The organism is Herbaspirillum sp. CF444, from assembly GCF_000282135.1.
Taxonomy (GTDB): domain Bacteria; phylum Pseudomonadota; class Gammaproteobacteria; order Burkholderiales; family Burkholderiaceae_D; genus Herbaspirillum.
On record NZ_AKJW01000030.1, the window covers coordinates 1 to 20,413 of the forward strand.

Sequence of the window (20,413 nt, forward strand, 5' to 3'; positions counted from 1 at the left end):
CTGGCGGCTGCGCCAGCCTATCTGCAGCAACACGGCATACCCGCCACGCCGGATCAACTGACGCGCCACAAACTGCTGCTCTACACCCACGCCAACCATATGAACGAGCTGCGCTTCACGCGCAAGGGCAAGAGCAAGGGGACGAACGTGTGCGTGCGCGTGCGACAACTGCTGGAAGCCAACGACGGTCAGATCCTGCGTGCAGCCGCGCTCGATGGCCTGGGCATTCTGGTGCAGCCGACCTATATCGTGCATGACGACCTCGAAGCGGGGAGATTGATCAGGATCTTGCCGGACTGGGAGCTGCCGGTATTGGCGATCAACATTGCCTATCAAAACCGACGGCACCTGCCGGGCAAGGTGCGTGTTTTCATCGATTTCCTGGTCGAGCATTTCAGGAGCGTCGACTATGAAAAACGTTGGAACGGTTCTGTGCGACAAGCACGCTGAAGGCGCGCCATGGCGGATTGTCTTATTTGCGTGCTTTAGCGGCGCAAGCGATTCAGCATCGCCGGCACGATGCATCGGTGAAATGGTTTGATCACCTCAAGATAAACACGCCCGAGCAATTGATTGGTGCGTACTACCGTCGTCACTTTCAGCTGCGCCGACAACTCCGATGTGCCGGGTTCACGCCGCACCCAGATCCGGAAATCCAGGTGCTTGTCGTCAAAGCCGAGCTGCACCTGCTCGTCGCTTTGCTCCACCACGGGAACGCCCGCGACCGATGACGATGTTGACGATGCATCTCCCTCGATATGCAAGTCGGCCTGCTTCAGGCCAAACAGCGCAACGATACGATTGCGGGTCGCCAACAGCAGCGATACCCATTCCGGCGTGCGGCTGAACATTTGCCGCGTCAGCTCGCCGGCCGACAAACGGCCTTGTTCGTCGGTCAGGGCAATCTGGAAGGTATCGGCAAAACCGGCGCCGGCCAGCGCTTGCAACAGCGCCGGATCGGTGGCGACGAGGCGGGCGGAGGCGGTGTTCATTTTTGCCTCACTTTGTGCCGGGAGCGGGACGTTTTCTGGCCAGCTCGGCTTTGGCGCTGGCGGACGCGAAGCGTTCGTTGGTTTCGTCTTCCTTGCGGCGGCCGAAGGCGTAGTTGGCTTCCAGCCACATGACGTTGATGATGCCGAAGGCCAGCGCCAGGCCGACGCCGAGTATCCAGGCGAAATACCACATGATGTTCTCCTTCTCCGAATAAATTAATCAGTGAGTTAATAAGCGGTGTGTTCGTTGTCGGCAATGTGCTTGAGCGTCACCTTGCCGCGCATCACGCGATAGACCCAGGCCGTGTACAGCATGATCAGCGGCAGGAAGAACAGCACCAGCCAGAACATGATGCCCAGCGTCTTCTGGCTCGACACGGCATCCCACACCGTCAGGCTGCTGCGCGGATCCAGCGACGACGGCAGGATGAACGGGAACATCGCGGTCGCTGCCGTCAGGATGATGCCGGCCACTGCAACCCCGCTGCAGATGAAGGCCAGACGCGCCTTGCGCCATGCGCCGAACAATGCAACCAGCAACAGCGCCACGATGGCGACGACGGGAATCGCCCTGGTCTCGGGCCAGCGCACGTAGTTGTCCATCCAGGCGCCCGAGGTGATTTCCACCGTCTTCGCCAGCGGCATGAAGGCGGTGTTGGCGCTCGGCATGGAGGTGATGCTGTAACCGTCGATGCCGCGCGCCACCCAGTAGCCGCCGATCACGAACAGAACGAGCGTGGCCAGCGACGCATAGATGGCGATCTTGCGCACGCGCGCTGCGATCTCGGCTTCGGTCTTCACCATCGCGAAGGTCGCGCCATGCGTGAGCAGCATCGCCACGCTCAGCAGGCCGGCCAGCAGGCCGAAAGGATTGAGCAGCTGGAAGAAGTTGCCGGTGTATTCCACCCGCATGGTGTCGTCGTAGTGGAAGGGCACGCCCAGCAACAGGTTGCCGAACGCCACGCCGCAGATCAGCGGCGGCACGATGCCGCCGGCGAACAGGCCCCAGTCCCAAGCATTGCGCCAGCGCGGATCGGCGACCTTGCTGCGATAGTCGAAGCCGACCGGACGGAAGAACAGCGAAAACAGCAGCACCATCAGCGCAATGTAAAAGCCCGAAAACGCCGTCGCATACACCAGCGGCCAGGCCGCGAAGGTGGCGCCCCCGGCGGTGATGAACCAGGTCTGGTTGCCTTCCCAGGTCGGGCCGATGGAATTGATCAGCACGCGGCGCTCGGCATCGGTTTTGCCGACGAAGGGCAGCATCATGCCGACGCCGAAATCGAAGCCGTCGGTCAGGGCGAAGCCGATGATCAGCACGCCGACGAATGCCCACCAGATGATTTTTAAAGTTTCGTAATCGAAGATCATGATTGTTTCCTTGGGTATTCTGCTGCAATCAACGGCTTGGTTTCGGTAGCGGCGGGCGCTTGCCGACGGCCGACGGAGGCAGGTTGGCCGGTTTCTTGTCCAGCAGCTCCCAGTGGTATTTGCCGGTATGCAGGCTGCTCGGGCCGCGCTTGGCATACTTCACCATCAGCACCATCTCGACCACCAGCAGGAAGGTATAGAACAGGATGAATCCGGCCAGGCTGAAGTACAGGCTCGAGGGCTGCAAGGTCGACGCCGACAGATGCGTCGGCAGGATGCCGGCAATAGTCCATGGCTGACGGCCGTATTCGGCAACGATCCAGCCCAGTTCCGCGGCGATCCACGGCAGCGGAATGCTGAACACCGCCAGGCGCAGCAGCCAGCGTTGCGGCGCCAGCTGCTTGCGGATCAGGAAGTAGAACGAGGTCGCGAAGATGAACAGGAACAACATGCCCAGCGCCACCATGCCGCGGAACGACCAGAACAGCGGCGCCACATTCGGGATGGTGTCGTCGACCGCCTTGGCGATCTGTTCCGGCGTGGCGTCAATGACGTTCGGCGTGTACTTCTTCAACAGCAAACCGTAACCGAGGTCGTGCTTGAGCTTGTCGAAGTCAGCGCGCGCCGCCGGTGATTTGTCGCCCGACTTCAGGCGCGTCAGTGCGGCGTAGGCGAGCATGCCGTTGCGGATGCGCACTTCGTGTTCCTTCTTCAGGTCCTTGATGCCGACCACCGGCGTGTCGGTCGAACGTGTCGCAATCAATCCCAGCACATAGGGGACTTTGAATGCATAGTCGGTGCGTTCGTTCTTGCTGTCCGGCATGCCGAACACTGTGATGCCGGCAGGGGCAGGGTGGGTTTCCCATTCGGCTTCGATGGCGGCCAGCTTGACCTTGTTGACTTCGCCGGCGGTGTAGCCGGATTCATCGCCGAGCACGATCACCGACAAGGTCGACGCCAGGCCGAAGCCGGCGGCGACGGCAAACGAGCGCAAGGCGAACTGGGTGTCGCGCGCCTTGAGCAGGTAGTACGCCGACACGCCCAGCACGAACATCGATGCCGTCACATAACCCGCCGCCACGGTGTGCACGAACTTCACCTGCGCCACCGGATTGAAGATCACGTCGGTCATGCTGACCAGTTCCATGCGCATGGTTTCGAAATTGAATTCCGCGCCGACGGGATTGTTCATCCAGCCGTTGGCGATCAGGATCCACAAGGCCGACAGGCTGGAGCCGAGCGCCACCAGGAAGGTCACCAGCAAATGCTGCACGCGCGAGAGGCGGTCCCAGCCGAAGAAGAACAAGCCGACGAAGGTCGATTCGAGGAAGAACGCCGCCATGCCCTCGATCGCCAGCGGCGTGCCGAAGATGTCGCCGACATAGTGCGAGTAATACGACCAGTTGGTGCCGAACTGGAACTCCAGCGTGATGCCGGTGGCCACGCCCATGGCGAAGTTGATGCCGAACAGCTTGCCCCAGAAGCGCGTCATGTCCTTGTAGACGGGACTGCCGGTCATGACATAGACGGATTCCATGATGACCAGAATCCAGGACAGGCCGAGGGTAAGCGGAACGAACAGGAAGTGATACAACGCCGTCACGGCAAACTGCAGCCGCGACAGACTGACGACCTCGTCAATGGGAAGCATGGGTGACCTCGAGAGTGGAAGTAAATGTGGTGACGGCGCCGGTCGTGATTGTTGCTGCGGTTGCTGAGGTTGCAGCGGTGGCCGGCGCCAGCAGATGCAGCTCCACTTGTTCGGTGGGCATGCGCATCTTTTTGGCTTGCGGTTCAGAGAAAAAGGTTTTCGCCAGCACGGTCAGGATCGCAATCTTGACCAGCAGGATCAACGCGATTTCAGCACCGAGCGGCAGTTGCGTAAGACGGGGCAGGCGGGACAGGCGATGAATACGGAACAACCATGAGGGCCTGGGCATTCTTCACTCCTTCGCGGGAGATTCGGAAAACTCTGCAGTTGCGTCCTTGCCGGCTTTGTTTTTATCCGCAGCCTTGTCGCCGGTTTTATCGCTACTAAAACGGAATTTATCCTTGACGTCCAGCAATTTTTTGATCTTCGAGCCCATTTTCATCAGCGATGACAGCGTTTCCGGCGACAGGCGCTGCACGTCGTCGAACCAGGAACTGGACAGTTCGATCAGGTCGTACATTTCGCGCATGCGTTTTTGCGCGTGCTTGTCGTCCGGATTGGCTGGGGTTTCCAGCAGCGCGTCGCGCAGCATCGACAGCGTCGGCTCGATTTCACGGCGACGGCGCTCTTCCAGCAAGGCTTTGAAAATGTCCCAGATATCCTTGGGCGGCTCGAAATACTCGCGGCGGTCGCCGGGCTGATGCAGCAGTTTCACCAGCCGCCAGGATTGCAGTTCTTTCAGGCCCATGCTGACATTCGACCGCGAAAAGCCCAGATATTCGGCGATCTCGTCGGCATTGAGCGGTCTTGCCTGCACATACAGCAAGGCGTAAATCTGCCCGACGGTGCGATTGATGCCCCAGCGGCTGCCCATTTCGCCGAAGTGGAGGATGAAGCGCTGCATCAGCGGGCTGAGTGTATTCGGTTCCATGATGTTTTGAATTTTCAGTAATTACTGAAATATACGACAATTCGAAAATTTAGACAATCGGAGTATTGCGCAAAGGTTCGCGCAAAGCTTTGCGCCAGATCATGGGAATGCGGTTTATCGCCAACATGCCGCGCAATAAGCCGGCAATGCGCCAATGAGTCGCAAAACCGACCGCGACAAATTGCGATATATCGTTTTTCTTGAATTGTTCGCGATCCGGGCGGGTATCAGCGGGAAAGGCGCTGTTTCGCACGCTTGATCCTGACGATGCAGTCCTGGAAGCAGCGCAAGGCGAACGCGTGTTAACATCCGGCGCATGAATAACGACGCCATTGCCCAAGCCTATCTGTATTTCCAGCACGGCAAGCTGGAAGCGGCGCACGCCATTTTGCAACCGCTCACGCTGGGCGCCGCCGATTTCAATCTGCTGCATTTGTCCGGCGCCGTGGCCGCCGGCCTTGGTCTGCACGATCAGGCAATCGACTGGTATGCCCGCGCACTGGCGCTCAAGCCCGGGGATCTGGCCGTCAGCTACAAACTCGGACGTGTTTTTTATGAAGCCGGGAGGCGCCCGGAAGCGCTGAGCCTGTATCTGCAACTGATCGCATCCGGCGTGCAGCACGCCGACATCTACGTGGCCGCCGCCTTGTTGCTGCAGGATGCTCAACGCCACGAGGAAGCCTTGCAGACCCTGGAACACGCCTTGCGTCTCGCGCCGGAAAAGGCAGACATCTGGCATCGCCACGCGGTAGCGCTCGGACGACTGCAACGCCATGCCGATGCCTTGTACAGTATCCAACAAGCGCGCGCACTGGCGCCGGACAACGTGCAATACCGCCTGGATGAGGCATTGACGCTGTACCGCCTGCATCGCAACGAGGATGCACTGACATGCATCGACCAGGTGCTGTCGATGAATCGGCAATCGGCCGATGCATGGGCATGCCGCGCGGCGGTGCTGAGTCGTCTGTGCCGTTACGAAGAATCCATTGCCGGCAGTGAAAAGGCGCTCGCGCTGCAGCCCGGCGATGCCGACTCCAGCGTCAATCTGGCGCTGACCAGGCTGACGCTGGGCATGCTCGACAGCGCGTGGCCGTTGTACGAATCGCGCTGGCAGGGCGAGCTTGCCGATCCTGCCCGGCATCAGGACATCCCCCGTTGGAACGGATCGCATGAAGTCAGCGGCAAGACGATTTTGTTGTGGGCGGAGCAGGGGCTGGGCGACACCATCCACTTTTGCCGCTATGCGCAACAAGTTGCAGAGCTCGGCGCGCAGGTCGTGCTGGAAGTTCCTGCAACGTTGAAGAAACTGATGGAAACGCTGGCCTCCAACGGCCGCATTCAGCCCATCTCCATCGGCGACGCCATTCCTCGGGTCGATCTGCAATTGCCGCTGATGAGTTTGCCGGGTGTATTCCGCACTACGCTGGAAACGATTCCGTCGCGGTCATCCTATTTGCATGCAGACACATCGAAGCAGGCGCAATGGCAGGTCTCGCTCGCAGCAAAAAAGCATTTGCGTGTCGGGCGCGTTGGGCGCGTCGGCATCGTCTGCTCCGGCAACGCAGGCAACCACAACGACTGGCGCCGCTCGATTGCGCTGGAGCATTTCGCTCCTCTGCTTGCAGTGAGCGACGACATCGAATTCATCCTGTTGCAGCCTGAAATTCGCCGGAGCGACGAAGCTTTCCTGCAAGCCAATCCCGCCATGCTCTGGCCAGCGCCGCAATTGCGCGCATTCGACGACACTGCCGCATTGATCGCCAATCTCGATCTCGTCATCGGCGTCGATACGGCTGCAATCCATCTGGCCGGAGCGCTCGGCGTGCCGGTGTGGATATTGCTGTCGAAGGCGGCTGACTGGCGCTGGTTTCTGGATCGCAGCGACAGTCCGTGGTATCCGTCGGCAAGCTTGTTCAGGCAGGCGACCACCGGCGATTGGGATGAAGTCATTGGACGCGTGCGTCAGGCCCTGATCGCGACGTCTGCGCAAAAGAACTGATCAGTCTTGCCGCTCCGCCGGGAAGAACAGGCTGAAACTGATCCATCCATCCACAGTACACGTCACCTCAGCAGTCCCGCCATGCAGCGTCATGATGGCCTTGACGATGGCCAGGCCAAGTCCGTTGGACTCGGTGTATTCGCTGCGTGATTTGTCGCCACGGTAGAAACGGTCGAACATGCGTTCCATCTGTTGCTGGGTCATCGGCGTGCCGCGATTTTCGACGGCGATCCTGACGCCTTCGGTCGTGGTTTGCACGACGATGCGGATCGCGGTTCCTTTTTCTCCATAGCGCACGGCGTTGACCACCAGATTGCTGACCGCGCGTCGCCACATGATCAGGTTGGCGCGGCAGGCGACGCCCTGATTCGCGTTGACTTCAAAATGCATGTCGCGTTCGGCCGCGACGCCTTCGAAGTAGTCGGCGATCTTGTGCAACTCGTCGGCCAACGCTATCGGCGTGCGGTCGACGGTGAGGTCGGCATGGTCGGCCTGCGCCAGGAACAGGATGTTTTCAATGATGCGCGACAGGCGCGTCAGTTCTTCCAGATTCGATTCCAGCAGCTGTTCGTATTCTTCGGCGTTGCGGCGTTTGCCCAGCGTGACCTGCGTCTGGCCCATCAGGATGTTGACCGGCGTGCGGATCTCGTGCGCCAGGTCGGCGGAGAATTGCGACAGATGTTCGTAGCCGTTTTCCAGGCGATCGAGCATGGCGTTCAAGGCGCTGGCGAGCTGGCGCAATTCGGCCGGCGCATCTTCTTCGCGCAGGCGGGTGCTTAGACTTGCCGGCGTGATTTCGGCGGCGCGCTTGCTCATGCGAGTGAGCGGCATCAGGTCGCGACGCAGTACAACAAAACCTAGTGCCGCAGTCAACAGCACCGTCAGGGCGACCGCCGCGACGACGCGCCAGAGGTAGACCGTCATCATGCGCGACTCTTGCGTCATGACGTAGGCGGCGACGATTTCCACCGTGTCGTTGTGATTGCCGACGTCGGCCAGCGCGGCCACCCAGCGCACGCGTACGCCATCGGCGCGCATGCCGTCATGCAGCGAGGTGATCGCCAGCGGCATGCCGATGGCTACCGGTTTCATCGGCGGCGGCGTCAGGTTGTCGGGATTGATGTTGATGAAAGGCGCTTCGCCCTGGCGGCGGAAGATGCGCACGTCCTGCTCGTTGCCGAGCATGCTTTCGAACAGCGCCGGACGCTGCTCCATCTGTTCGACGTTGTAGAGGTCGTGCAGCAGGTTGCGGAAATGTTCGACGCGGCCGATCAGCGTGTAGTCGGCGCGGATTTCCAGCGACTGCCTGGCCGAGTTGTAGAGATACATGCCCAGGCCGGTGACGACCAGGCAGGCGATCAGCGCGAACAGGGCGCTGACGCGGAAGGCCAGCGTCCAGGACCGCCACGGTTTCATGCTGACTTTCATGGCGTTTCCGAAAACATGTAGCCGATGCTGCGCACGGTGTGGATCAGCTTCTTCTCGAAAGGCGCATCGATCTTGGCGCGCAGCCGCTTGACGGCGACGTCGACGACGTTGGTGTCGCTGTCGAAATTCATGTCCCACACCTGCGAGGCGATCACCGAGCGCGACAAGGCTTCGCCGCGGCGCTTGATCAGCAGGTGCAGCAGCAGGAATTCCTTGTTGGTCAGCACGATGTTGACGCCTTGCCGCGTCACCTTGTGGCGCACGTGGTCCAGCTGCAGGTCGGCGACCTGGTACACCTCGGCGTCGCGCGTGACGCCGCGCCGCAGCAGGGTGCGGATGCGCAGCACCAGCTCGGTGAAGGAGAAGGGTTTGACGAGATAGTCGTCGGCGCCCAGTTCCAGTCCGCGGATGCGGTCGTCGACCTGATCGCGCGCGGTGAGGAAGATCACCGGCAGGTCGCGCTTGGCGCGCAGGGCGCTCATTACTTGCCAGCCGTCGGTGCCGGGCAGCATGACGTCCAGCACGACCAGGTCGTATTCCTGTTCCATCGCCATGTGCAGACCGTCGGTACCGTTGCGCGCCAGATCGACCGTGTAGCCGGACTCGCGCAAGCCTTTTTTGAGGTAGTCGCCGGTTTTGGGGTCGTCTTCGATGACAAGGATGGCCATACGGGATTCCAGGTGAGTGCTTGGTTGTTCAGTTGCGTCGGGGCATTCTAGCAACTCGGCATCGGCCGCTGGATGACAAATTTGTCATCAAAATGCCATGTTGATGACACTGCGCATGCCATAGGATGATAGTGAGACAAAAGTCTTCGTGTCTTCCGGGCTATGATTTGTCGGGGAGCGCATGCCGAATCCCGGGTGCTCCAGAGCAATAGACTTAATTCATCCATTATTTCAGGAAAACGCCATGCTGATCAAAATCCGTCCAGACCAGATCGATATTCCTCTCGCTTCGGAGATTACGCCGCGGGAGGTCTTTGCCTCGCGTCGCGCCTTCATCGCCAAAATGGCGATAGGAGCAATCGCCGGCAGCGGTCTGGGGCTGGCTGGGGCCGGCAGCGCATTCGCGCAATCGGCCACGGCGCGCAAACTGGCGGCCAAGCTTAACAGTTCCTATGCCGTGATGGACAAGCCGACAGCCTATCAGGATGCGACGACCTACAACAATTACTACGAGTTCGGCACCGACAAGGCCGATCCGGCTAAAACTGCCGGCACGCTCAAAACCAATCCCTGGACCGTCAGCATCGAAGGCGAAGTGAAAAAGCCGTTCACGCTGGACCTCGATGCGCTGACCAAGCTGGCACCGCTGGAAGAGCGCATTTATCGCCTGCGCTGCGTGGAAGGCTGGTCGATGGTGATTCCCTGGATCGGCTATTCGCTGTCGGCGCTGATCAAGAAGGCCGATCCGACCGGCAACGCCAAATACATCGAATTCGTCACGCTGGCCGACAAGAAGCAGATGCCGGGCTTGTCCGATCCTATCCTGCAATGGCCGTACACGGAAGGCTTGCGCATGGATGAGGCCAATCATCCGCTGACCTTGCTGACGCTGGGCATGTACGGCGAAGTGCTGCCGAACCAGAACGGTGCGCCGGTGCGCGTCGTGGTGCCATGGAAGTACGGTTTCAAATCGGCCAAGTCCATTGTCAAGATCCGCTTCCTCAAGGAGCAACCGAAGACCGCCTGGAACATGTACGCCGCGCAGGAATACGGTTTTTATTCCAACGTCAATCCCAACGTCGATCATCCGCGCTGGTCGCAGGCCACCGAGCGCCGCATCGGCGAAGACGGCTTTTTCGCCCGCAAGCGCAAGACGCTGATGTTCAACGGCTACAACGACGTTGCGGGTTTGTACACCGGCATGGATCTCAAGAAGTATTTTTAAGCAGGACGGGAAGATGAACGCATTGAAAACTCTCTCGACGCGGCAGGTCCTGTACCTGCGCAACGTCTTGTTCGTGCTGGCCTTGATGCCGCTGGCGCGGCTGGTGCTGTTCGTCTTCCTCGACAAGCTCGGCGCCAATCCGATCGAATTCATCACGCGCAATACAGGCGACTGGGCACTGTACTTTTTGACGATCACGCTGGCGGTCACGCCGCTGCGCCGCCTGACGGGATGGAACTGGCTGGTGCGTCTGCGCCGCATGCTGGGCTTGTATGCGTTCTTCTACGTGTTCCTGCATTTCACGATCTTCTTCTGGCTGGATCATTTCTTCGACTTTCAGGAAATGTGGAAGGACATCGTCAAGCGTCCTTTCATCACCGTCGGCGTACTGGCATTCGCGTTGCTGATTCCGCTGGCGATCACCAGCACCAATGCGATGGTGCGCCGGCTCGGCGGCAAGCGCTGGCAATGGCTGCATCGCCTGACCTATGTGATCGTGCCGCTGGGCGTGCTGCATTTCTGGTGGGTCAAGGCCGGGAAAAATGTATTGGCGCAACCGATATTGTTTGCGACCATCGTGGCGGCCTTGCTGCTGATGCGCATCCTGTCGCAAAAAAATCGTCAGCAGCTGGCGCAATTGTTTTCCCGGCGCGATGCCGGTGCAGGTTTAGTGGAAGAGAGTAAATGATGAAAGCACAATTTAAAAAAAACGGTTTTCTCCTGCTGTTGGCGGCAGCGGCATTGACCATGCAGATATCGTCGTCGCAAGCGGCGGAATCGGCCTTCAAGATTCCCGCGCCGAAAAGCGTGCCGGCAGCAACGAGTGCGACTACTGAAACCGTAGTCCTGGCGGGCGGTTGCTTCTGGGGCGTGCAGGCGGTGTTCCAGCACACGCTCGGCGTGACCAGCGCCGTGTCCGGTTACGCCGGCGGCAGCAAGGAAAATGCACGCTACGACATGGTTGGTTCCGGCTCCACCGGACATGCCGAGTCGGTCAAGGTGACCTTCGATCCGCGCAAGATTTCGTACGGCAAGATCCTGCAAATCTATTTCTCCGTCGTGCACGATCCGACGCAGCTCAATCGCCAGGGACCGGATATGGGCACGCAATACCGTTCCGCGATCTTTTATCAGAACGATGACCAGAAGCGCATCGCGGCCGACTACATCGCCCAGCTCGATGCGGCCAAGGTCTATCCTGCGCGCATCGTTACGCAGCTGACGCCGCTGCAACCGACGGCCTTCTATCCTGCTGAAGACTACCATCAAGATTTCGCCACGCTGCATCCGCAACAAGGCTATATCGCGCGCTACGATCTGCCCAAGATCGAGAATTTCAAACAGATGTATCCCTCCGACTATCGCGCCGCGCCGGTCACCGTCTTCCGCAATTGATTTGTCCCGACGGCTTCCGCTCACTCGGGCGGAAGCATGACAAATTTGTCACTGCTTTGTCATCCGTTTAACCCGGTCCGGCTTCTAGACTGTTGATATGTGCTGCTTGCAGGCGAGTTCGCCTGCAAGGCTGCATCGATGCGATCAACAAAAAAGAGGAGATTTCAATGCAAACAATATTGACGACAGCGAGTCGTCTGGACCGTTTGATGCGGCCGCACCGTCACGTCGCCGCAGCGGCCGTGGTCGCCGGTTCGGTAGTCATGGCGGCTGTTTTCTTATGCCCCGGTAGCAACGCCATTGCCCAGGATATGCAAGGAATGCAAGCAATGCAGGGGATGCATCATCACCATGGCGCGGAGCCGGCCGCCGTTGCTTCTAAAGATGCGGCACCGGTCTTCATCGCCAGCACCGCAAAACCCTTTGCCGGTTTGATGGACGATGCCATGGCCGTCATGGATCACGGCATGACGCATGCGCCGATGAACGGCAATGCCGAGCATGATTTCATCACCATGATGATGCCGCATCACCAGGGAGCAGTGGACATGGCGAAAGCGGTGCTGCTGTATTCCGACGATCCGGAAATCCGCAATCTCGCACTCGGCATCATCACCGAACAGCAGAACGAAATCCGCGTCATGCAGGCATGGCTGCAACGGCATGGCGACAAGACGGACAAATAGATTTTCACGCAGTTGCTTCTTTTATTCGCTTCTTATTTGCTTCTTTATTCGCCTCATACCAACATCAGGGACAACATCGACATGAAAAAAATCTCTCTCATCGCCAGCGCGGTGTCCATATTGTTTGCCCAGGCGGCATGGGCCTTGCCGTCGGCGCAGGATCGCGTTTATACCGCCGACCAGAACAGCAACACCGTGACCGTGATCAACCCGGCGACCAACACCCTGGTCGGCCAGATCCGTCTGGGCAATCCGCGTCCCGATGTACTGTCGCCGCTGTACAAGGGGCAGATCAACGTGCACGGCATGGGTTTTTCGCCGGACCACAAGACCTTGCTGGTGATTTCCAACGGTTCCAACTCGGTGACTTTCATCGACACGGCCACCAATCGGGTCAAGGGCATCACCTATGTCGGTCGTTCGCCGCATGAAGGTTTCTTCAGCGCCGACGGCAAGGAAGTCTGGGTGGTGGTGCGCGGCGAGGATTACATCTCGGTGATCGATCCGGTCAGCTTCAAGGAAACGCGCCGTATCCAGACCGGTGTCGGTCCGGGCATGGTGCAGTTCATGCCGGACGGCAAACTGGCGTTTGCGGTGTCGAGCTTCACGCCGCAAGTCGACGTCATCGACGTCCAGACGCACCAGGTCGTCAAGAAGATCGATGTGGTCAGTCCGTTTTCGCCTTTCCTTCAGTTCACGCCGGACTACAAGGAAATGTGGATGACGCACAAGGACGTCGGCAAGGTCACGCGCATCGACACCAAAACATTGGAGGTCATCGGCGTCATCGACACCGGCTTCATCACCAACCATCTGGCCTTCGCCAAGGTCGACGGCAAAGTGCTGGCGTATGTGACGATAGGCGGCGAGAACGTGGTCAAGGCATTCACCACCGACAAGGCGGCGAAACTGGTGGCGACGATTCCGACCGGCGCGTTGCCGCACGGGATCTGGACTGCCGATGACAGCAGCCGCATCTATGTGGGACTGGAAAACGGCGACGGCGTCGAAGTCATCGATCCGGCCGGCAACAAGGTGATCGCGCATGTCGGCGGCGGACAGGCGCCGCAAGCGCTGGTGTATCTGTCGCATGTGGTGGGTGCGGATGACGGCACGGCCAACCTGGTGGCGCGCGTCAACAGCGATCCGCTCAATATTCGCCTGCAGCCGGTGGTGCAATCGGCAGCGCAGTCGACAGCGCAGTCGTCAGACCTGGCGCGCGGTTTCGTCGTATCGCGCAATCTGGGCGTGATTGACGCACTGGAAGTGTCGCTGTTCAAGCTCAAGCCCCAGACCACTTACAGCGTCTATCTGGATGGCCAGCCGGCGCCGGTCGCGCGTTTCGTCACGGATGCGAAGGGCGTCGCCAACGGCACGGCGATCGGTCCTTTGCGCGAACCTGCGACATCGGCAGCGCCGGGAGTATCTGCTGCCGCCGGCGCCGGCCGCATCATCGTGATGGAAGGCAATCAACCCGCCGATGCCGCCAGGGCGGTGCTGGTCGAAGCGAAGTAGAAATCAGGCCGGCGTGAGCGGAGAGACCGGGAACAGGAAGCGGCGACGCATCAGCCCTGGGATTTCCGCCGCGGGCAGCGGATGCGAGATGTAGTAACCCTGCACCTCGTCGCAGCCGAGCGCCTGCAGCAGTTGCAATTGCTGCCCGGTTTCCACGCCTTCGGCCACCACGGTCATGTGCAGGGCGTGCGCCATTGAGACGATGGCGTTGAAGAACACTTCGCCTTCGGCGCGCATGCCCAGTTCCGCGGTGAAGGCTTTGTCGACCTTGAGCACGTCGAGGTCGAGCCGCTGCAGCTGCGACAGCGACGAATAACCGGTGCCGAAATCGTCGACCAGCAGCTTGATGCCGAGCTCCTGGAAGGACGCCAGTTCTTCGGCGATCTCCAGCGTGTCGGCCATCATGCAGGATTCGGTCAGTTCGATTTCCATCTGCGCCGGATCGATGACGTAGTCCCGGATCGCGGTGGCGATGATGGTATTGAGATTGCCCTGGTTGAGCTGGCGCGACGAGACGTTGACCGACATCGGCAACGCCGGCAATCCTTCCGCTTTCCACTGCGCCAGTTGCGCGCAGGCCTTGCGGATGATCAGTTCGCCCAGTCTGAGGATCAGGCCGGTTTCTTCCGCAATCGGGATGAATTCCAGTGGCGACACCATGCCGCGCACCGGATGCTGCCAGCGCGCCAGCGCTTCCATGCTGCAGAACTCGCCGCTCGCGGTATTGACGCGCGGCTGGAAGTGCAGGACGAATTCATCGCGCTCGATCGCCAGGCGCAGGGCGGTTTCATTTTCCAGTTTGACTTGCAGGCGTTCGGACAATTGCGGCTGATAGAAGCGGAAACGCTTCTTGCCATCCGATTTTGCCGCGTTCATGGCGGTGTCGGCATGCTTGAGCAAGGCATCGACGCTGTCGCCGTCGCGCGGGTACATGCTGATGCCGATCGACAGGCTGACTTGCAGGACGCTCTGGTTGGGCAGCATGATCGGACGGGAGAAGGCTTGCAGGATGCTTTCCGCCAGTTGCGCCGCGTCTTCGATGCTGCCGCTTTGCTGCTGGATGATGGTGAAGGCATCGCCGCTGAAGCGAACCAGTTCATTTTTCATCGGGAACTGCCGGAGCGGACTGTCGGACGCCGAGGCGGCGGATCGGACGTCGGCGGCAAGCAGGTCCTGCAGCCGTTGCGTGACCGATTGCAGGAGCATGTCGCCGCTGGAGTGGCCCATGGTGTCGTTGATGTTCTTGAAATCGTCCAGGTCGAGAAACAGCACGGCAAAGCCGCGCCGCTCGCTGGCGGCGTCGTTGAGCACCTTGTGCAGATGATTGATGACCCAATGGCGGTTGTGCAGGCCGGTCAGATCATCGGTGTTGATCTGTTCGAGCAGGGCCAGCTCATGCGCCTTGGCTTCGCTGACGTCGCGCACGGTGATCACCAGGCCCAGCTTGTTGCGCACCATCTTGCGATACAGCCAGGTCGTGGTCAGCGGGCTGTCGTCGGGGATCATGTATTCGTCTTCGTAGTAGCCGAGCTCCATGGCTTGCCGGAATGTCGGCAACAGCTTGGCGAAATAGGCGGGCGAATAGTATCCCGACATGTAGCTGCCGATGAACTCGGCCTTGTTCTTGTCGAACACGGCGGCGCCGCGCTCATTGCAATCGAGCACTTCGAAGTCGATCACTGCGCCTTCCTTGTTGCGCACGGCGCGCCACATATAGAAGCCGTCGTTGCCCCCCTCGGTGACGATGCCGTAGGCTTCGCGCGCCTTTTCGGCTTCGCGCTTGCGGATCGCCAGGCGCAGCGACAGCAGCGTGCCGACCACGGCGCAAATCGCCAGGAAGACGGAGCAGGCGGTCGCGATCACGGTGTAGTCGCTGGCGCGCTCGCGGAAGGAGGCGTAGATGTCTCCGGTCGACATGCCGGTCACGGCAAGCAGCGGATAGTCGCGCAGCGCATGCCAGGAAACGATGCGTTCTTCGCCGTCGTTGAACAGGGCGCCGGGCATGACGCTGGCGCCGTTGTCGCCTTCGAATGCGGGTAAAGACTTGAACATGTTTTGTTGGGCCATGGTCGCTTCGGCGGTGCGCGAGACCAGTGGTCCGCCGTCCCGTTTGAACAGCGCCATGAAGTCATTTCTGCCGATGGCGGAGTCGTCTTGCGACGGCGCAAGGAAGGCCGGCTCCACGGCCACCATCACCAGGCCGTCGAAAGAACCGTCGGCGGCATCCAGGCGGCGCGAAAAACGGATCAGCGTACGCTGCGAACGCAAACCGACGGAAGGATTGCTGATGAGCAATCCGCTGTGCGGCTGGGTTTTGTGGGTGATGAAGTAATCGCGCTCGGCCACGCTGACAAGATCTTTGAGCGGCAGGGAGCTGGTCTTCAACGCGCCGTCGCGATCGGAGATGGTGGCGTACAGCAAGGCCGAAGTCGGATAGAGACCTTGCCGTTGCTGGTCTTCAACACTGAGGTGACCGTTGGTGTAGGCCCAGTAATACTTGAGATTGAGCGTGATCTGGTCGATCTGCGAAACCGAACGCGCCAGTTGTTCGGCATAGGACTTCGAGTGCGCGCGCGCTTCTTGCATCGCCGTCTTGCCGATCTCCGCTTCGCGTTCGCCGAGCCGGGATAGTAGCAGGGACCACATCAACATGGCCAGAAGCAGGCAGCCGAGAGGCCACGCAAGAATACTGAGAACTTTGAGTAAACGCTTCTTCACTGTCGTCTGCTTATAGAGTGTTGTCCCATTGTGATGCGATGGCACATGATGCGTAATCGGCCCGGGTGGTGCGATTCTTCAATTCACTGATTTTTCAAATTAATGTAGAAAATATTTTGTATATTGGTGGACGATTATATAGAAACGTTCCCGCTTGTTTATATGATTCTGCGAGGCATGAGAATCGAGCGCGGCGCCGTTATGTCTGCGCAAACGGATGGACGCGTTGTCCGCATGATGGGCTTGCCATTTTTTTGCCGGATGCAGATTCGCCGGCGCCGTTCCGACAAACCGGAGGCGCCGAAGCAGCGTTGCCTCCGATGTGGTTTTCAGTGATCAGTGCTGGCGGGACATTCTCTTGCAGTTCCAGATCCTGACGCCGAGCGCGCACCAGATCAGGAAGATCACCATGTTGGCAGGCAGCCAGACCAACTGCAGCCAGACGTAGTAGCGCATCCATTCGCTCCAGTGTCCGGCGTGCTGCACGTCGCCAAGGCCGAGCCAGGGGACGGGCCCCTTGATGGTGACATATTGGGTCCAGCCGAGCACGACCAGAACCGGAATCAGGACGAAGCTCCAGAAGAACCAGGTGCGATACACGCGCACGCGGCAAGAATGGTCGGAGCGCGCCGCATTGTAGTGGTCGTTGTGGTCCTTGCGTTCTTCGCGGCCGTTGTGGTGATTGGTCAGCGTGACGGTATGGTTAGCGACATCGTTCTGCATGGTGCCCCCGCATTTGCAAACTGGCTTGATTGAATTTGTTTGGTTTCTTATTTCTTCGCAGCGCTATTGCATGGGATTACGTCATGGCAGCAATCGCGTCGACAGGTAAGCGTCCCGGCCATGGCAAATACCAAGGCGCCGTCGGCCAGGCAAACGGGCGTGTGAAAATCGGCAAACTCGGTAAATGGACTGGCGGCCGCGACAGGGTGATGCAAGCTGCGGCGCAAACGAAAGCACCGGCGTACGGCGCAAGTGCATGCAGTGCTCTGGCTGACCGGAAGCAGCCAAACGGTGACAAGGCATTTACGGTTCTCGCTGAGGTGTCAGATCCGCCCCTTCTCATTGCGAGTAAAAATGACCCCGCAACAACCCTGGCAGACAAGTTTGTTATGTAATAGGAAAAACAAGACGATACGTTTCGTCTTGAATTTTAGGTGCAAAATTCCTACGACGCAATAAAACTTACGAGAATGTTGTTAAATTAATTCGCTTTTTGGTTTTGCAGGGGTGATGCCGTCCAGCACCAGGGCGACATGCAGATCGATATGACGCTCGTCGATACCGGCATGGCGCATCAGCATGCGCTGAATGATGGGACCGTAAAGCAGGTCGAAGATGACGTCGAAGTCGAGGTCTTCCTTGAATTCGCCATTTTTGATGCCGCGCAGCAATACTTGTTTGACGGCACCGCGGCGCGGATCGAGGTAGTTGTCGTTGAAGAGGCGCATGGTTTCGGCGTCGAACTGCGACAGGCCGATCATTTCGCACACCACGCGACCGGTTTTGCCGCGATACAGCTTGGCCAGCTTGCGGATCTGGTTCTCGATGTCGTGGCGCGCCGATTCCGTTTCGGGGAAGGCGACGTCGGGGCCGGCTTCGCGCAGCAAGGCTTCCATCGCCAGCGAACTCTTGTTGGGCCACCAGCGATAAATCGTCGCCTTGCCCACACCTGCGCGCGCAGCCACGCCTTCCAGCGAAAGCTTGTCGAACCCGATTTCATCCAGCAGGACACCCGTGGCGTCGAGAATGGCGTCATGGGTTGCAGGATTGCGGCGTCTGCCTGTAGCGGGATCAGGCATATAGGTGAGAGAAATGGTCATGCTCCAATAAAGGTAGTGCGCTGTCTACAGCCTATATCGGTCGCATATGTCACAACTTGAGAAAGAAACGGCTCCGGCGACAATTTTTCATAACATTTTTTTACATACCGTCTCGAATGATTCGTCTTCTCGCTTGTGTTCGAGAATTGTCATGGGGAAATTCTCGGGGCGGAATGACTCGTCCGGTGCGTTCAGCGTCGCAGAAACAAAGTCTTCCCGGATTCGTTGATGACGATCAGCAAGCCCATCAGCATCAGGAAGCCCGCCAGCAATCCCGCTGCGTTGAGCAGCACGTGCGGATAGCCGAGCTCGTTGACGTTGATGAATGGATAGGGATAGAAGCCGGACATGCCGCCGCGCCACAAGGTAATGAACAGATAGGAGAGCGGATAGATCAGCCACAGCACACTCTTTTTCAGGCTGGGCTGGAAGCGCGGCACGAAGAAAATCCAATACACCATCGACAGCAGCGGCGTCACCGTATGCAGGCTCTCGTTGACCAGCGCGCGAAAGCCGGTCGGCTGCCACAGCTGGCGCAGCAGGAGGTTATAAGCGATGCCGACGAAAATCATGTAAGCCACGATCGCCGTGATGACTTGCGGCTTGCGGAAAAAACGGCTGACCGGGTTGCCGCCGGGCAGCGCCAGCGCGGAAAAACCGACTGCGCTCAGCAGGATCGTGAGATTGGTCAGATAGCTCGACAAACGCGCCACGCCATCCATCACGGTCATGCCGTGCACCAGCACGCGGTCGATGGTGATGTCGGTCTGCGCGCTCAGGGCAAACCAGCTGATGGCGGCAATGACGAGCGCCAGCATGCAGGAAATGGTGGAGAGTTGCTGGTCGGGGAAGATTTCAGCGGACAAGGTCGGTTCGGGCGTGGACATCGGCAGGCGGCAAAAGTGAAGGATCGTGCAAGGCTCGGCGAGCATTGAATCACGATATGGATCGGCGTGCGTCATATATTGTTCCCGCACGCAGGTCTGTTCACGGCGTTTTACACCTGCTTACTTAGACTGTACTGAGGAGTCTTCTTGCTGGCTGGCCAGGTTCAGGCGCGCTTGTTGCCGGCATTCGATGCCGGTAGCGATGCAATGGCGCAACGGCGCGCATTACCTCAGACGAAGACGAAGTCTTCATTCTGGTCCGGCACTAGTCTGACGGTTTGCAATACTTGGAAAAGCAACGATACGCCGATGGGCAGCGTGATGACGCCGATGGTGATCCACATGATTCTCTCCTTGTTTGGCACGATAGTGCGAAATTTATTTAAAAAACGATCAAACGACGACTTCCCTGAAGACAGGTCCGTCGAGAAGCGACGCCGGACTCAAGCTAACCGTGATAATTGAAGCTGCGATACGTCGAAATCAGCCGGTCGTAAGCCGTCTGGACGCGCTCCAGCGCCTTGGGATCGCGCAGGAAGCGGGCATCGTGCATCAGGCCGACCATCAGGCAATACAGCTCGAACACCAATTGTTCCGGATCGGTATCCGGGCGCAACTGGCCTTCTTCCAGCGCCTGTTCCACCGTCCGGTGCAGCATGCCGCGCCACTGCATGATGTTCTTCTTGATGCGATCGCGCATCGGATTGTCGACGTCGTCGTATTCGAAGGCGCCGGCAATATACAGGCAGCCGACCTCATTGCTGGTGCGCCGCAGCCAGCTGCGGATCATTGAATTGAGGCGCGGCAATCCGCGCGGCAGCACCATCGCGGGTTTGAAGATTTCTTCCACGAAACGCCGGTCGAATTCGTCCAGCACCGCCTGCTGCAGGGCCTCGCGCGAACCGACGCGCGAGAACACGCCGCTCTTGCTGATGCCGAGGCGCTTGGCGACTTCGCCCAGCGACAAAGCCTCCAGGCCCTCGTTCTGCGCCATTTCCAGGGCAGTGTCGACGATGGCGGCCAGGGTGAGTTCGCTTTTGGCTGTACGGGTAATGACGGTTTCCATGCTCGTTAATTTAGCACATGTGTGCGAAATGTAAAGGCGCTTTCAAAAAAATCGC

At 59.2% G+C, this 20,413-nt stretch carries 22 protein-coding genes; 8 read left to right on the forward strand and 14 right to left on the reverse strand.

Features of this window, described 5'->3' with window-relative positions; translation table 11 throughout:
• The coding region (locus PMI16_RS07595; RefSeq protein WP_157212557.1) for a substrate binding domain-containing protein at positions 1-450 on the forward strand (450 nt) is incomplete at its 5' end.
• A 35-nt stretch (positions 451-485) separates the two neighbouring features.
• Here the strand turns inward: PMI16_RS07595 and PMI16_RS07600 are convergent.
• The 7 genes from PMI16_RS07600 to PMI16_RS07630 are packed head-to-tail and all read right to left on the reverse strand — an operon-like array spanning position 486 to position 5,198.
• Positions 486-992, reverse strand: a complete 507-nt coding sequence (locus tag PMI16_RS07600) for a DUF2867 domain-containing protein (RefSeq protein ID WP_007878141.1) — start codon at positions 990-992, stop codon at positions 486-488.
• Positions 993-999: 7 nt separating this feature from the next.
• Complete coding sequence (gene cydX, locus PMI16_RS07605) at positions 1,000-1,185, reverse strand: cytochrome bd-I oxidase subunit CydX (RefSeq protein ID WP_007878143.1); 186 nt, start codon at positions 1,183-1,185, stop codon at positions 1,000-1,002.
• 35 nt (positions 1,186-1,220) lie between these two features.
• Entirely contained in the window at positions 1,221-2,363 is a 1,143-nt protein-coding gene (gene cydB, locus PMI16_RS07610; RefSeq protein ID WP_007878145.1) for a cytochrome d ubiquinol oxidase subunit II, read from the reverse strand.
• Between the two features lie 28 nt (positions 2,364-2,391).
• The gene (locus tag PMI16_RS07615; protein WP_007878147.1) at positions 2,392-4,014 is read right to left on the reverse strand and encodes a cytochrome ubiquinol oxidase subunit I; all 1,623 of its coding nucleotides are present in this window, start codon (positions 4,012-4,014) and stop codon (positions 2,392-2,394) included.
• Positions 4,001-4,303, reverse strand: coding sequence for a cytochrome oxidase putative small subunit CydP (gene cydP, locus PMI16_RS07620; protein WP_007878148.1), 303 nt, complete (start codon positions 4,301-4,303; stop codon positions 4,001-4,003). The genes PMI16_RS07615 and cydP overlap by 14 nt, the downstream gene beginning before the upstream one ends.
• A 3-nt stretch (positions 4,304-4,306) precedes the next feature.
• Positions 4,307-4,945 (reverse strand): GbsR/MarR family transcriptional regulator, encoded by a 639-nt coding sequence (locus PMI16_RS07625; RefSeq protein WP_007878150.1) that lies wholly within the window; start codon positions 4,943-4,945, stop codon positions 4,307-4,309.
• Between the two features lie 49 nt (positions 4,946-4,994).
• Positions 4,995-5,198 (reverse strand): hypothetical protein, encoded by a 204-nt coding sequence (locus PMI16_RS07630; protein ID WP_034379539.1) that lies wholly within the window; start codon positions 5,196-5,198, stop codon positions 4,995-4,997.
• A 63-nt stretch (positions 5,199-5,261) separates the two neighbouring features.
• Between PMI16_RS07630 and PMI16_RS07635 the strand changes: the two genes are divergently transcribed.
• A complete protein-coding gene (locus PMI16_RS07635; RefSeq protein ID WP_007878151.1) occupies positions 5,262-6,947 on the forward strand; it encodes an ADP-heptose--LPS heptosyltransferase in 1,686 nt (561 codons plus the stop codon).
• On the opposite strand, the gene PMI16_RS07640 is transcribed toward PMI16_RS07635, so the two are convergent.
• Positions 6,948-8,375 carry a heavy metal sensor histidine kinase gene (locus tag PMI16_RS07640; protein WP_007878152.1) on the reverse strand — a complete coding sequence of 476 codons (1,428 nt, stop codon included), beginning with the start codon at positions 8,373-8,375 and terminating at the stop codon, positions 6,948-6,950. It abuts the gene before it with no gap.
• The gene (locus PMI16_RS07645) at positions 8,372-9,043 is read right to left on the reverse strand and encodes a heavy metal response regulator transcription factor (RefSeq protein WP_007878153.1); all 672 of its coding nucleotides are present in this window, start codon (positions 9,041-9,043) and stop codon (positions 8,372-8,374) included. The genes PMI16_RS07640 and PMI16_RS07645 overlap by 4 nt, the downstream gene beginning before the upstream one ends.
• A 244-nt stretch (positions 9,044-9,287) precedes the next feature.
• On the opposite strand from PMI16_RS07645, the gene msrP reads away from it, so the two are divergent.
• The 5 genes from msrP (at position 9,288) to PMI16_RS07670 (ending at position 13,864) form a co-directional block, all read left to right on the forward strand.
• The gene (gene msrP / locus PMI16_RS07650) at positions 9,288-10,268 is read left to right on the forward strand and encodes a protein-methionine-sulfoxide reductase catalytic subunit MsrP (RefSeq protein WP_007878154.1); all 981 of its coding nucleotides are present in this window, start codon (positions 9,288-9,290) and stop codon (positions 10,266-10,268) included.
• A gap of 13 nt (positions 10,269-10,281) precedes the next feature.
• Positions 10,282-10,956, forward strand: coding sequence for a sulfite oxidase heme-binding subunit YedZ (locus PMI16_RS07655; protein ID WP_007878155.1), 675 nt, complete (start codon positions 10,282-10,284; stop codon positions 10,954-10,956).
• Complete coding sequence (gene msrA, locus PMI16_RS07660) at positions 10,953-11,663, forward strand: peptide-methionine (S)-S-oxide reductase MsrA (RefSeq protein ID WP_007878156.1); 711 nt, start codon at positions 10,953-10,955, stop codon at positions 11,661-11,663. Before PMI16_RS07655 ends, msrA begins: the two co-directional genes overlap by 4 nt.
• Before the next feature lie 329 nt (positions 11,664-11,992).
• Positions 11,993-12,349 carry a DUF305 domain-containing protein gene (locus PMI16_RS07665; RefSeq protein WP_443134888.1) on the forward strand — a complete coding sequence of 119 codons (357 nt, stop codon included), beginning with the start codon at positions 11,993-11,995 and terminating at the stop codon, positions 12,347-12,349.
• An 81-nt stretch (positions 12,350-12,430) separates the two neighbouring features.
• A complete protein-coding gene (locus PMI16_RS07670) occupies positions 12,431-13,864 on the forward strand; it encodes a YVTN family beta-propeller repeat protein (RefSeq protein ID WP_007878159.1) in 1,434 nt (477 codons plus the stop codon).
• Positions 13,865-13,867: 3 nt separating this feature from the next.
• Here the strand turns inward: PMI16_RS07670 and PMI16_RS07675 are convergent, their stop codons facing one another.
• Together PMI16_RS07675 and PMI16_RS07680 are read right to left on the reverse strand one after the other, a co-directional pair.
• The gene (locus PMI16_RS07675; protein WP_237719813.1) at positions 13,868-16,516 is read right to left on the reverse strand and encodes a bifunctional diguanylate cyclase/phosphodiesterase; all 2,649 of its coding nucleotides are present in this window, start codon (positions 16,514-16,516) and stop codon (positions 13,868-13,870) included.
• A gap of 402 nt (positions 16,517-16,918) precedes the next feature.
• Positions 16,919-17,305: a hypothetical protein gene (locus PMI16_RS07680; RefSeq protein ID WP_007878161.1), complete on the reverse strand. Its 387-nt coding sequence runs from the start codon at positions 17,303-17,305 to the stop codon at positions 16,919-16,921.
• 83 nt (positions 17,306-17,388) lie between these two features.
• On the opposite strand from PMI16_RS07680, the gene PMI16_RS07685 reads away from it, so the two are divergent.
• A complete protein-coding gene (locus PMI16_RS07685; protein ID WP_157212559.1) occupies positions 17,389-17,700 on the forward strand; it encodes a hypothetical protein in 312 nt (103 codons plus the stop codon).
• A gap of 81 nt (positions 17,701-17,781) precedes the next feature.
• On the opposite strand, the gene PMI16_RS07690 is transcribed toward PMI16_RS07685, so the two are convergent.
• From PMI16_RS07690 to PMI16_RS07700, 3 genes are all read right to left on the reverse strand, one after another.
• A complete protein-coding gene (locus tag PMI16_RS07690; RefSeq protein WP_007878162.1) occupies positions 17,782-18,405 on the reverse strand; it encodes a TetR/AcrR family transcriptional regulator in 624 nt (207 codons plus the stop codon).
• A gap of 191 nt (positions 18,406-18,596) precedes the next feature.
• Positions 18,597-19,292 carry a Pr6Pr family membrane protein gene (locus PMI16_RS07695; RefSeq protein ID WP_034379559.1) on the reverse strand — a complete coding sequence of 232 codons (696 nt, stop codon included), beginning with the start codon at positions 19,290-19,292 and terminating at the stop codon, positions 18,597-18,599.
• A 448-nt stretch (positions 19,293-19,740) separates the two neighbouring features.
• On the reverse strand, positions 19,741-20,358 hold the full coding sequence (locus PMI16_RS07700) for a TetR/AcrR family transcriptional regulator (protein ID WP_007878166.1): 618 nt from the start codon (positions 20,356-20,358) through the stop codon (positions 19,741-19,743).
• Positions 20,359-20,413 lie beyond the last annotated feature (55 nt).